Consider the following 12472-nt stretch of genomic DNA (forward strand, 5'->3'; position numbering starts at 1 on the left):
CGGCGAGGCGGGCCCCGGCGCCCTCGCGCGCGCGCGCGCCGCCCTCGAGGGCGTCGAGGGCCTCGAGGTGTTCGGCCGGGTCGTCGCCATCCGGGGCCTCCTCGTCGAGGTCGCCGGCCCGGTCGCGGCGATGCGGCTCGGCGGCCGGCTCGACGTGGCCGTGGAGGGCGCCGGCCCGGGCGGCGCCGTTCCCTGCGAGATCATCGGCTTCTCGGGGGCCCACGCGCTCGCGATGCCGTTCGGCTCGCTCCAGGGCGTGCGCCGCGGCTGCCCGGCCCGGGTCCGGGCGGAGGGCGCCGGCGCGATCCGCCCGAGCCGCGCCTGGCTCGGGCGCGTGATCGACGCCCTCGGCCGGCCCATCGACGGCCTCGGGCCCCTGCCGCCCGGGCCCGTGGCGTACGGGCTCCAGGCGGACCCGCCGCCCGCCCACGCCCGCCGCCGGGTCGGGGCGCCCCTCGACCTCGGGGTGCGCTGCATCAACACCTTCCTGACCCTGTGCGCGGGCCAGCGCATGGGCATCTTCGCGGGCTCGGGCGTCGGCAAGTCGGTGCTGCTCTCCATGCTGGCGCGCTACACCGCCGCCGACGTGGCGGTGATCGGCCTCGTGGGCGAGCGCGGGCGCGAGGTCCAGGAGTTCCTCCAGGACGATCTCGGGCCCGCCGGCCTCGCGCGCTCCGTCGTGGTGGTGGCGACCTCCGACGAGCCGGCCCTGATGCGCCGCAACGCCGCCTACGTGACCCTCGCGCTCGCCGAGCATTTTCGCGATGCCGGCGCGCAGGTGCTGTGCATGATCGACTCGATCACCCGCTTCGCCATGGCCCAGCGCGACATCGGCCTCGCGGCCGGCGAGCCGCCCACCGCCAAGGGCTACACGCCGACCGTCTTCTCGGAGCTGCCGCGCCTCCTCGAGCGGGCCGGCCCCGGGACCGGAGAGGGCGCGATCACCGGGCTCTTCACGGTCCTGGTGGAGGGCGACGACCACAACGAGCCCGTCGCCGACGCGGTCCGGGGCATCCTCGACGGCCACATCGTGATGGAGCGGGCCATCGCGGAGCGCGGGCGCTACCCGGCCGTCAACGTGCTGCGCTCGGTCTCGCGCACGATGCCGCGCTCCTGCGACCCCGCCTTCCTGCCGGTGGTGCGCCGGGCCCGCCGGATCCTCTCGACCTACGCCGACATGGAGGAGCTGATCCGCCTCGGCGCCTACAGGCCCGGCGCCTCGGCGGAGGTGGACGAGGCGATCGCCCTGATGCCCGATCTGGAGGCTTTTCTGGGACAGGGTAAGGAAGAAGCAACCTCCATCCGCGAGGGTTACCAGCGCCTCGCCGGGATCGTCGGCGGGCCTTGAGGCCGGTGCGCGTGCCTGCCCTCCGCGGCCGTCCGAGAGGCGCGCGGCGCGCGGGCGGGCGCGGCGGCCTGCCATCGGCGTGCAGTGAGGGACCAATGAAGTCGCGGGAAACGCTCATCCGCTTGCGCCGCTTCCAGGCCGACGAGAAGCGCCGCCGTGTCGCCCAGATCGAGGCGATGATCGCCGACTTCGCCCGCATGGGCGCGGACCTCGACCGCGAGATCGCGCAGGAGGAGCAGCGGGCCGGGATCTCCGACCCGGCCCACTTCGCCTACCCGACCTACGCCCGCGCGGCCGCCCAGCGCCGCGAGAACATCCGCCGCTCCGCCTCCGACCTCCACGTGCAGCTCGACGAGGCCAAGGCCGCCCTCGCCGAGGCGTTCGAGGAGCTGAAGAAGGTCGAGATCCTGGAGGACCGCGAGCGGACGACCGAGCGCGCCGCCGAGACCGCCCGCGACCAGGCCAGCATGGACGCGATCGGCCTCGGCCGGGCCCGCGCCTGAGGGGACCGGGCGGCCGCCCCGGCGCCCCGCGGGGCCGGAGCGATCCGCCGGCGCTCCCCTCTCACGGTCCCGCGTCGAGGAGGGGCGCGTGCGGGGCGGCGTCCCGCGGCAGCGCGCCCCCGCGGCGCGGGTCGGGCGTGACCTCCACGACGCGCGCGTAGGCGCGGAAGCCCGAGCGCTCGTAGAACGCCACCGCGCCCGGATGGTCGAGGGTGCAGGTGTGTACCCAGAGCCGCCCGATCGGGCGCGCGAAGGCCCGGCGGAGGGCCTCGTCCATCAGGCGCCGTCCGAGGCCGCGGCCGATCGCCCCCGGGGCGAGGCCGAAATAGACCAGCTCCGCCTCGCCGGGCCGGCGCCAGTCGAGCTCGAGGAGCCCGACGTCGCGGCCGCCCTCGACGAGTGCCAGGGCCGCGACGTCCGGGTCGCCCAGGACGGCGCCGAGCGCCGCGTCGTCGAGCCGCGCCCGGCCGAACCAGAGCCAGGGCGCGCCGACCCGGGCGTAGAGCGCCCGGTAGCGGGCGAGGTCCGGCCCGATCGCCGCGAGGGGCAGGCCGGGCGCCGCCGCCGGCCGGGCAGGGGGCTCGCGCCTCTCCAGGTAGGTCACCACCGCGGCGACGTGGGTCGGCGGCACGGGCGTGATCCCGTCGAGGCACAGGCGCGGGGCGTCGCGGGGTCCGTCCGTCATGCCGGGTCACTCCTTGCGCTGCGCCGGCCCGGGCGTCCCGTCGGGACGGCGTCAACCATGCGGCCGGGCCTCGGACGCGATCCCTTCGCCGGCGGCTGTCGCTCCGTCAAGCTTTGCGCTAAGGTCGAGGGGCCGAACGCCGCCGTCGGACGGACGTTGTCGTGACCGGTCGATCGGGTTGCGGACGCGCGAGCATGCACGACGGATATGGGCAGGAGAGGCGTCGCTTCAGCGTCGTCACCGAGCCGGCGGCGACCGTGTCGACCCGCCTGATCCACCGCCGCGACGGGCCGGCCCTCGAGTGGATCGAGGCGCGGCCGGCCGGCGAGCCCCGCGGGGCGCCGCTCCTGTTCCTGCACGGCGCCTTCGGGGGCGCCTGGATGTGGCAGGAGATCTTCCTGCCCCACCTCGCCCGGCGCGGCCGGCGCGCCGCCGCCCTGAGCCTGCGCGGCCACGGCGGCAGCGAGGGCGCCGGGGCCCTGCGCACGACCTCCCTCGGCGACTACCTCGACGACCTCCGCCTCGGCCTCGCGCAGTGGCGCGAGCCGCCGGTGGTGGTCGGCCACTCCCTCGGCGGCCTCCTCGCCCAGCGGCTGATCGGGCAGGCGGCCATGCGGGGCCTCGTCCTCCTCGCCTCGCTGCCGCCGGACGGGCTCTCCCTGGTCGGCTCCCGCATCGCCCTCACGGATGCGGGCTTCTGGGTCGAGGCCCTGGCGGGCTCCCTGCTGCCGGGCCGCGAGCCGGCGGTGGCGCTCGCCCGGCACTGGCTGTTCTCCGAGGGGCTGCCGGTCGCCCGGGCGCAGGCCTACGCGGCCCGGATGTCCTCCGAGAGCCCCTTCGCCCTGGCGGAGGCGCACTGGCCGGCCTTCCCGCTCTCGGCCGCCTTCGCGGGCCTGCCGGCCCTGGTGATGGGCGGGGCCGACGACCGCATGATCTGGCCGGCGACGACCTGGCGCACGGCGCTCTACCACGGCGCCGAGCACCGCACCGTCCCGGCCATCGCCCACTTCCTCCAGCTCGACCACGGGGCCGAGGGCGTGGCGCGCCAGATCCTCGACTGGCTCGATGCCCGCGGCCTCTGAGCGCGCCGGCGCCGCGGTCCGGGGCCCGCCGCCCCGGCGGCACGAAACCGTCACGATCGCGTGGGAGGAGGGCCCCGTCGGGCGGGGGATCGTCCTTGCGGCGACGGGCGCGCTCGGGCAGAAGCGCGCCGACACGAGGATGCGGCGGGCCCTGAGATGAAGAAGATCCGTGATTTCATCTGGCCGGCGATCGGCCTCGTGGCCGTCGTGGTGTCGGTCTACCTGCTCTGGCACCTCCTGAAGGGATTGTCCTTCGCCGACGTCGAGGCGAGCCTGCGGGCGATCCCGCCCCACCGCTACCTCCTCGCGATCGCCTCCACCCTCGTCGCCTACGCGGCCCTCGCCTGGTACGACCGCATCGCGCTGCTGCACCTCGGCGTGAAGGGCATCTCCTGGCTCTTCGTCTCGGTCTGCTCCTTCACCACCTACGCGCTCTCCCACAACATCGGCGCCTCGGTCTTCTCGGGCGCGGTCGTCCGCTACCGCGCCTACTCGTCGAAGGGCCTCTCGGCCCCCCAGATCGCCGTCCTGGTCGCCCTCTGCTCGTTCACGTTCGGGCTCGGCACGGCGCTCCTCGGCGGCGCGGTGCTGGTGCTGAAGCCCGACCTCCTGGAGCGGCTGAAGGACCTGCTGCCCCCCATGCTGGCGAGCCCGACCACGGCCCGCATCATCGGCGCGGCGCTCCTCGCGTTCGTGGCCCTCTACGTCGTCGGGTCGATCCTGCACTTCCGGCCCCTGACGATCCGCGCCTTCAAGATCGAGTACCCGCGGCCGCGCATCATGGTGCGCCAGCTCGTGGCGGCGCCCCTCGAGCTCCTGGGGGCGGCCGGCATCATCTACTTCGCGCTGCCGGAGGCCGGGAACCCGGGCTTCCTCGTGGTGCTGGCGGTGTTCCTGGCCTCGTTCTCCGTCGCCCTGGTGTCGCACGCGCCCGGCGGGCTCGGGGTGTTCGAGCTCGTCTTCATCACGGCGATGCCGGACCTGCCGAAGACCGACGTGCTCGCCGCCGTGCTGATCTTCCGCCTGTTCTACCTGCTCCTGCCCTTCGCCATGGCGATCGTCGTGGTGCTGCTGTTCGAGCGCGGCCGCCTCGCCGCCGCCCTCCGGGGGCCGGTCGAGTCGCCCGCCACCGTGCCGCCGCCGCCCATCGACGGCCCCGGCATCACGCCGAAGCTCGACGCCGCGCAGGTGCGCAAGGCGGGATGACCCGGGCGCGCCTGCGCCGGGCCGGGCAGGGTCTGCGCACGCTGCTCGGCGGCCGGCCGCAGGGGTTCTTCGTGCCCTACCGCCACGCCGCCGCGGCCCGGCCGGCGGGCTACCCCGCCCTGCGGCCGATCCTGGCGGCGGCCGAGCCCGCCTTCCGGAGCCTCCTGGCGGAGATCGAGGCCCTCGGCCCCGACCTCGCCCGCATCGCCGCCGGCGGCCCGGGCCTCGTCGGCGCACGCCCGCCCCGCTTCGAGCAGGACTGGTTCCCCCGCCTCGACGCGGCCGCCGCCTACGCGCTGGTGCGGCGGGAGCGGCCGCGCCGGATCGTCGAGATCGGGTCGGGCCACTCGACCCGCTTCCTGGCCCAGGCCGTGCGCGACGGCGGCCTCGCGACCGCCATCACGTGCATCGACCCCGCGCCCCGCGCGACCCTGGCCGACCTGCCGGTGCGCCACGCCGCGCGCCTGTTCGGCGAGGCGGACGCCGCGGCGGCCGCCGGCCTCGCGGCCGGCGACGTGCTGTTCGTCGATTCGAGCCACGTCGCCATGCCGGGCACCGACGTCGACCGGGTGCTGCTCGACGTGCTGCCCCGCCTCGCCCCCGGGGTGCTCGTCCACCTGCACGACGTCTTCCTGCCGGAGGCCTACCCGGCGGCGTGGGCCTGGCGCGGCTACAACGAGCAGGTCGCGGTCGGCGCGCTGCTCCAGGGCGGAGCCTACGCGCCGGTCTTCGCCAGCCGCTACGTCGCGGCCGGGACCGGTCTCCTCGCCGGGTCGGTGGTGGAGCGGCTGCCGCTGCCGGCGGGCGCCTACGAGTCGAGCCTCTGGCTGCGCAAGCGCTGAGGGCGCGGCCGGCCGGGGCGCGCCGCGCCCCCGGCTCCGGCCCCCGTGGCGACGAGGCGGGAGCCTACACGACGGTCTCCGGCGCGAGCGCGCAGGCCGGCCCGCCGGCGATCTCCACCTGGATCGTCACGTGGGCGATGCCGAAGCGCTCCCTCAGCACCCCGGCGCACTCCCCCAGGAAGGCGTTGCCCGGGTGGCCGCCCGGCATCACCAGGTGGGCCGTGAGGGCGGTCTCGGTGGTGCTCATCGGCCAGACGTGCAGGTCGTGCACCTCGGCGACGCCCGGGCGCTCGGCGAGGCAGCGGCGCACGGCCGCCGGGTCGATGCCCGGCGGCACCGCGTCGAGGGAGAGCACGACGCTGTCGCGCAGGAGCCCCCAGGTGCCCGCCACGATCACCGCCACGATGACGAGGCTCGTCGCCGGGTCGACCCAGGTCCAGCCCGTGGCCACGATGACGAGGCCCGCCACGACGACGCCGGCCGAGACGGCCGCGTCCGCCAGCATGTGCAGGTAGGCGCCCCGGATGTTGAGGTCGCCCTTGCGCCCGGAGGCGAAGAGCCAGGCGGTGACGCCGTTCACCGCGATGCCGACGAGCGCCACCACCGTGACGGTCGCCCCCGGCACCGGGGCGGGCGTGCTGAAGCGCTGCACCGCCTCCCAGCCGATCGCCCCCACGGCGATCAGCAGGAACACCGCGTTGAACAGCGCCGCCAGGATGGAGGAGCCGCGCAGGCCGTAGGTGAAGCGCGCGCTCGGCCGGCGCCGCGCCAGCGTCGCCGCCCCCCAGGCGAGGACGAGGCCGAGCACGTCGGAGAGGTTGTGGCCCGCATCCGCCAGCAGCGCCACGGAATCCGCCAGGACGCCGTAGGCGGCCTCGACCAGCACGAACCCGGTGTTGAGCGCGATGCCGATGGCGAAGGCCCGGCCGAAGCTCGCCGGCGCGTGGACGTGCCCGGCGCCGTGGCGGTGCCCGCCGCCGTGCGCCCCGTGGCCGTGCCCCCCGTGGCCGTGGTCCGGATGGTCGTGCGCCGGATGGCCGTGGCCGTCGTGGCCGTGCGGCGCGTGATGGAGACCCATGCCGGTCCTCGCCTCTCGTCGTCCGGCCGCCCGCCGCGAGGGGCCCGGGAGCCCGATGGACCCGCGCGCCGCCGTGCCGGCCGCCGGGCCGCCGGGCCGCCGGGCCGCCGGGCCGCATCGTGCGTGCGGCTGAGCCGGAAGCAATAGGCGGCCTTCGGCCCGAAGGCGAGATCGGGCCGAAGGCCGCCGCCGACCCGGGAATGCGTCAGGTGCGCGCGCCGGACCCCCGCGGCCGGCCCCCGTTCCCCTCAGCCCAGGCCCGTCCCGTAGCGGCGGCTCAGGTTCAGGGCGAGCTGGTCGGCGAACTTGGCCGCCGCGACGGGCAGCATCCGGCCCCGCAGCTGCCCGAGGATCATCGCCATGGCGTCGAGGTCGCGGGGGTCGACGGGGCGGGCCCGGAGCCGGGGGTCGTCCGGGATGCCGCTCGGGACCTGGAAGCTCACTACGTCCTCGCGCAGGACCTGGTTGCGCAGGAACTCGAGGGAGCCCGATTCCATCGCCGGGCGGAGCGGGGCCCCCATCCGGGCGGCGGCGCGGTCGAGGTGGTGGCGGATGGCGAGCGTGCGGTCGGGCAGGGCGAGCGGGTGGGCGAGGCAGTCGCGCAGGCGCACCGGCCCGGCCTCCCGGGCGAGCGGATGGGCCGCCCGCATCAGGGCGCAGAGCGTCTGCCGGCAGGCGAGCAGCACGTGCAGGTCGGCGGAGGGCGGCGGCTGGAGCACCAGGGCGAGGTCGGCCTCGAAGGCGGTCAGCGCCGCCACCGCCTGGACGTGGTCGCGCACCTGCACGGTGAAGGACACGAGGGGGAAGCGGGCCCGGTAGGCCTCGACCTCGTCCGGCATGACGTGGGTGACGAAGGCCTGGCTGCACGCCAGGGCGACGTGGCCCCGCCGCACGCCCGACAGGTCGGCGATCTGCGAGCGCACCCGCTCGAGGTCCGCCATCTGGTCGCGGATGTGGCGCACCAGGAGCTCGCCGGCCGCGTTGAGGCGCATCCCCTGCGCGATGCGCTCGAAGATCGGCGTGCCGAGCTCGTACTCGAGGTCCTGGACCTGCCGGGTGAGCGCGGACGGCGCGATGTGCAGGCTCTCGGCCGCGCGCCGGATCGAGCCGCTGCGGGCGATCTCGGCGATGTAGGCGAGGGTCCGGAGGTGCTTCATGGCGGGACCACGTGCGGGGCCGGGCGGCGGGACGGCGCTGCGGCCGCCAGAGTGTTGCCGAGCGCGCAACGGGTCAATCGAAAACCAGCACTCGATTGCAACACGCCGCTCCCCTAGCGTGCCGGCAGGTCCCTCCTCCCGGAATGCCGCCATGATCCGCCGCCGTGACGTCCTGACCGGCCTCAGCGCCGGACTCGTGCTGGGCCCGCTCGCCGCGCGGGCGCAGGAGCCGACCGTGATCCGGATGGGCTCCCTGAAGCTGATCCACTCGATCGCCCCGCACTTCTACGAGCAGTTCACGCCGGCGGGGGTGAGGGTCGAGGTGGTGCCCTTCGAGAGCCCGACCGAGTGCAAGAACGCCGTCGTGACGAAGTCGGTCGATTTCGGGACCTTCGGCATCGCCGCCGCCACCCTCGGGGCGGCCGCCGGCGAGCCGCTGGTGGTGATCGCCTCGACCTGCAACCGCGGCATGGCGATCATCGCCAGGAAGGACGGGGGGATCGCCGCCCTCAAGGACCTCCGGGGCAAGCGCGTGGCGATCTGGCCGGGCTCGACCCAGGAGGTGTTCGTGCTGGAGCGCCTGCGCCAGGAGGGCATGAGCGTGCGCGACATCGTGCCGGTGCGGATCTCGTTCAGCGAGATGCACATCGCCCTCGCCCGCGGCGACGTCGACGCCTACGTGGGCGCCGAGCCCGGGCCGGGCGTCAGCCTCGCGAGCGGCATCGGCCAGCTCGTCGAGTATCCCTACGGGACCGAGATGGGCGCCCTCAACATGGTGTTCGGCGCCCACCGCGACACGCTGGCCGAGAAGCCCGCCCTGGTGCGCCAGATGCTCGACATCCACCGCAAGGCCACGGAATTCGCGGCGAGGAACCGCGACGCCATGGTGGCGATGGCGGTGGCGAAGCTCGGCCAGAAGCGCGAGGCGATCGAGCTCTCCGCCCCCAACGTCGAGCTGACCTGGCAGCTCGGCCCGGCCGAGATCAAGCAGGCCAGGGCCTACGCCGAGCACATGCTGGCGCTGAAGCAGATCAAGCGCGTGCCGGACTTCGCCACCTTCATCGACACGCGCTTCGTCGACCAGATGAGGGCCGCGTGAGCACGGCCGAGATCGGCGCGGCCCCGGGCGCGGCCGAGAGCGCGGCCCTGGCCGCCGCGCCGGCGCCCCGGCCGGGCCTGCGCCTCGGGCACCTGCGCGAGCCCCTGCTCGCCGTCGCGCTGCCCCTCGCCCTCGGCCTGCTCTGGCACCTGGCGACGGCCGGGCGGCCCTACAGCCTGATCCCGCCGCCGGCGGAGGTCTGGACCGAGCTCCGGGACCTCGCGGTCGGCGGCATCAACGACGACGCCTTCAGCGGCACGCTGATGACCCACCTCCTCGCCTCCCTGGCCCGGGTGTTCGGCGGCTTCGGCCTCGCGGTGCTCTGCGCGCTCCCGCTCGGGCTCCTGATCGGCCGGGTGCCACTCGTGCGCGAGCTCCTCGACCCGACCTTCCAGGTGCTGCGGCCGGTGCCGGTCACGGCCTGGCTGCCCCTGGCCATGATCCTGTTCGGCCTGGGGCCCCGCTCGGCCTACTTCCTGGTCTTCCTCGGCGCCTTCTACCCGATCCTCGTCAACACGGTGTTCGGCGTCCGCTCGGTCGAGCCGCGCCTGTTCGAGGCCGCCGCCATGCTGGGCTGCCGCGGCTCGGCGCAGTTCGCCCGCGTGGTGCTGCCCGCGGCCCTGCCGTCGATCTTCACGGGCCTGCGCCTCGGCCTGGGCTTCGCCTGGGTGGTGATCGTGGTCGGCGAGATGACCGGGGTGCCCACGGGCCTCGGCGCGCTCATCATGGAGGCGCGCCAGCTCTCCCGCACCGAGATCGTGATCTGCGGCATGGTGGTGATCGGCCTGTCGGGCTTCGTCTCCGACCGGATCGTGAGCCTGATCGGCCGCCGCCTGCTCGCCTGGAGCCCCTCCCATGCCTGAGCGCGACCATGTCTGAGCCGACCGTGCCGATCCTCGACATCCGGGACGTCTCGAAGGTGTTCACCGTCCAGGGCCGCCGGGTCGAGGCCCTGCGGGGCGCGAGCCTCGCGGTGCGCAGGGGCGAGTTCATCTGCCTGCTCGGCGCCTCGGGCTGCGGCAAGTCCACGCTCCTGCGCGTCGTCGCGGGCTTCGAGGCCGCCAGCGAGGGGCAGGCCCTGATGTGGGGCAAGCCCATCGCCGGGCCGGGCCCGAGCCGCGGCATGGTGTTCCAGGATTACGGCCTCTTCCCGTGGCTGACGGTCCGCGACAACATCGGGTTCGGCCCGCGGTCGCGCGGGCGCCCCGCCGCCGAGGTGCGCGAGACCGCCGAGCGCTACATCGAGCTCGTGGGCCTCCAGCGCTTCGCCGACGCCCATCCCCACCAGCTCTCCGGCGGCATGAAGCAGCGCGTCGCCATCGCGCGGGTCCTCGCCAACGACGCCGAGGTGGTGCTGATGGACGAGCCCTTCGGCGCCCTCGACGCGATGACCCGCGAGCGGCTCCAGGACGAGCTCCTGGACCTGTGGAGCCGCACCGGGCTCACGGTGCTGTTCGTCACCCACGCCATCGAGGAGGCGATCTTCCTCGCCGACCGGGTGGTGGTGATGTCGCCGGGGCCCGGCCGCATCGAGGCCGTCCACGACATCGCGCTGCCGCGCCGGCGCGACGTCTCGGCGCCGGACTTCAACGATGTCCGCCGCATGCTGGCGGGCCAGCTCCACAGCCACCACGCCCGCAAGGCCGCATGACCCAGGGTCCCGCCTCCGAGGACGTCCGCCGCCCCGAGCGCCGCCTCGCCTACCGGGCGGCGGTCGACCGCCCGCGCCTCGCCCTGCCCGAGGGCAAGCACGTCGCGATCTGGCCGGTGGTCAACGTCGAGCACTGGCTCATCGACAACCCGATGCCCCGGCAGGTGCTCGTGGCGCCGACGGCCGCGGCCCTGCTGCCCGACCTGCCGAACTGGGCCTGGCACGAGTACGGGATGCGGGTCGGGTTCTGGCGCTTCCTCGAGGCCTTCGCCCGGCGCGGCCTGCGCCCGACCCTGTCGATCAACGGCTCGGTCTGCGAGGCCTACCCGCGGGTCGCCGGCGCGGCGCGGGATGCCGGCTGGGAGTTCATGGGCCACGGCTTCCACCAGGTGCCGACCCACCGGGTCGGGGACGAGCCCGCCATGATCGCCCGCACCATCGAGGCGATCGCGCGGCTCACCGGCGCGCCGCCGCTGGGCTGGCTCGGCCCCGGCCTGACCGAGACGCTGGACACGCCCGACCACCTGGCGGCGGCGGGGATCGCCTATGTCGGCGACTGGGTGATGGACGACCGGCCCTGCCGCATCGCCACGGCGCACGGCCCCCTCGTCACCCTGCCGTACTCGGTCGAGCTCAACGACATCCCGCTCCTGGCGATCCAGCATCACCGGGCCGACGAGTTCGTGGAGCGGGCCCTGGCCCAGGTCGAGCGGCTCGCCGCCGAGGCCGCCGGCGACGGGCCCCTCGGGGGCGCCAAGGTGATGGGGTTCGCCATCCACCCCTACATCACCGGCGTGCCGCACCGCATCGGCGCAATCGAGCGGCTGCTCGACGCGCTCCAGGCCCGGTCCGACGTGCTGTTCTGGCAGGGCCGCGACCTTCTGGCGTGGTACCGCGGGACGGGCGACGATGCCTGAGGCCGACTGGCGCACCATGGACCGCGCCGCCCTGAGCGCCGCCTACGACAATTCCGGCGCCGTGCCGGGCAGCGCCGACGCGATGGCGCGCCTGCGCGAGCGCAGCGCCGCCTTCCGGGCGGCGCATCCGGGCGAGCTCGACCTGCCCTACGGCGAGGCGGCGCGCCGGCGCGTCGACGTCTTTCGCTGCGGCCGCGCGCAGGCGCCGCTCCTCGCCTTCATCCACGGCGGCTACTGGCAGCGCAACGCCAAGGAGGGTTTCTCCTGCCTCGCCGAGGGACCGCTCGCCCACGGCCTCGACGTGGCGATGATCGGCTACACCCTCTGCCCCGAGGCCACCCTGACGGCTCTCGCGGGCGAGGTGCGGGCGGCCGTCGCCTGGCTGCGCGCGCACGCCGCCCGCGGGCGCCTCGTCGTCTCGGGCTGGTCCGCGGGCGGCCACCTCGCGGCGCTCGCCATGGCTTGGCCCGGGGTCGATGCCGGGCTCGCGGTCAGCGGCGTCTTCGACCTCGCGCCCATCCGCCGGACCGCCCTCGACGACGCCCTGCGCCTGACGCCGGAGGAGGTCGCGTCCCTGTCGCCGATCCGGCAATTGCCCGCCGCGTCCGGCCCCCTGACCGTGGCCTTCGGCACCCGGGAGCTGCCCGAGCTGCGCCGCCAGTCGGCCGAGTACCAGGCCGCCCGGGCGCGGGCCGGCCTGCCCGGCGACCTCCTGCCCCTCGACGACGACCACTTCTCGATCCTCGACGGGCTGGCCCGGCCGGACGGTGCGCTGACCCGGGCCGCGGTCGCGCTGGCGCGGGGGTGAGGCCCCAGCGGGCCGCCGCAAGCCGGCCCGCCCGGGCCTCGGCCCGCCTGCGGGCGTCGGCCCGCCTGCGGGCGTCGGCCCGGCTGCGGGCGTCGG

General features: G+C 75.6%; 13 protein-coding genes. 10 read left to right on the forward strand and 3 right to left on the reverse strand.

Features of this window, described 5'->3' with window-relative positions:
• The coding region (gene fliI / locus DT057_RS31075; RefSeq protein WP_128565918.1) for a flagellar protein export ATPase FliI at nt 1-1348 on the forward strand (1348 nt) is incomplete at its 5' end.
• A 95-nt stretch (nt 1349-1443) separates the two neighbouring features.
• Nucleotides 1444-1851, forward strand: coding sequence for a flagellar export protein FliJ (fliJ, locus tag DT057_RS31080; RefSeq protein WP_128565919.1), 408 nt, complete (start codon nt 1444-1446; stop codon nt 1849-1851).
• Between the two features lie 61 nt (nt 1852-1912).
• Here the strand turns inward: fliJ and DT057_RS31085 are convergent, their stop codons facing one another.
• Nucleotides 1913-2536, reverse strand: a complete 624-nt coding sequence (locus DT057_RS31085; RefSeq protein ID WP_203236424.1) for a GNAT family N-acetyltransferase — start codon at nt 2534-2536, stop codon at nt 1913-1915.
• 194 nt (nt 2537-2730) lie between these two features.
• Between DT057_RS31085 and DT057_RS31090 the strand changes: the two genes are divergently transcribed.
• The 3 genes from DT057_RS31090 to DT057_RS31100 all read left to right on the forward strand — a co-directional run bounded on the left by DT057_RS31090 (nt 2731) and on the right by DT057_RS31100 (nt 5666).
• Nucleotides 2731-3618: an alpha/beta hydrolase gene (locus DT057_RS31090; RefSeq protein WP_128565920.1), complete on the forward strand. Its 888-nt coding sequence runs from the start codon at nt 2731-2733 to the stop codon at nt 3616-3618.
• Nucleotides 3619-3774: 156 nt separating this feature from the next.
• Nucleotides 3775-4824: a lysylphosphatidylglycerol synthase domain-containing protein gene (locus DT057_RS31095; RefSeq protein ID WP_128565921.1), complete on the forward strand. Its 1050-nt coding sequence runs from the start codon at nt 3775-3777 to the stop codon at nt 4822-4824.
• The gene (locus tag DT057_RS31100; RefSeq protein ID WP_128565922.1) at nt 4821-5666 is read left to right on the forward strand and encodes a class I SAM-dependent methyltransferase; all 846 of its coding nucleotides are present in this window, start codon (nt 4821-4823) and stop codon (nt 5664-5666) included. Before DT057_RS31095 ends, DT057_RS31100 begins: the two co-directional genes overlap by 4 nt.
• Nucleotides 5667-5730: 64 nt before the next feature.
• On the opposite strand, the gene DT057_RS31105 is transcribed toward DT057_RS31100, so the two are convergent.
• Entirely contained in the window at nt 5731-6744 is a 1014-nt protein-coding gene (locus DT057_RS31105) for a cation diffusion facilitator family transporter (protein ID WP_128565923.1), read from the reverse strand.
• A gap of 248 nt (nt 6745-6992) precedes the next feature.
• Nucleotides 6993-7901, reverse strand: coding sequence for a LysR family transcriptional regulator (locus DT057_RS31110; protein ID WP_128565924.1), 909 nt, complete (start codon nt 7899-7901; stop codon nt 6993-6995).
• Nucleotides 7902-8052: 151 nt separating this feature from the next.
• Here DT057_RS31110 and DT057_RS31115 point away from each other — a divergent pair, with 151 nt between their 5' ends.
• From DT057_RS31115 to DT057_RS31135, 5 genes are read left to right on the forward strand one after another with little or no spacing between them, the layout of a single operon-like run.
• Nucleotides 8053-9000: an ABC transporter substrate-binding protein gene (locus tag DT057_RS31115; RefSeq protein ID WP_128565925.1), complete on the forward strand. Its 948-nt coding sequence runs from the start codon at nt 8053-8055 to the stop codon at nt 8998-9000.
• Nucleotides 8997-9863, forward strand: a complete 867-nt coding sequence (locus tag DT057_RS31120; protein WP_128565926.1) for an ABC transporter permease — start codon at nt 8997-8999, stop codon at nt 9861-9863. The genes DT057_RS31115 and DT057_RS31120 overlap by 4 nt, the downstream gene beginning before the upstream one ends.
• Nucleotides 9864-9871: 8 nt before the next feature.
• Nucleotides 9872-10651, forward strand: a complete 780-nt coding sequence (locus tag DT057_RS31125; protein ID WP_128565927.1) for an ABC transporter ATP-binding protein — start codon at nt 9872-9874, stop codon at nt 10649-10651.
• Nucleotides 10648-11568: a polysaccharide deacetylase family protein gene (locus tag DT057_RS31130; protein ID WP_128565928.1), complete on the forward strand. Its 921-nt coding sequence runs from the start codon at nt 10648-10650 to the stop codon at nt 11566-11568. The genes DT057_RS31125 and DT057_RS31130 overlap by 4 nt, the downstream gene beginning before the upstream one ends.
• On the forward strand, nt 11561-12376 hold the full coding sequence (locus DT057_RS31135; RefSeq protein WP_128565929.1) for an alpha/beta hydrolase: 816 nt from the start codon (nt 11561-11563) through the stop codon (nt 12374-12376). Before DT057_RS31130 ends, DT057_RS31135 begins: the two co-directional genes overlap by 8 nt.
• The last annotated feature ends 96 nt before the right edge of the window (nt 12377-12472 follow it).

The sequence above is a fragment of the Methylobacterium crusticola genome (genome assembly GCF_003574465.1).
GTDB lineage: Bacteria > Pseudomonadota > Alphaproteobacteria > Rhizobiales > Beijerinckiaceae > Methylobacterium > Methylobacterium crusticola.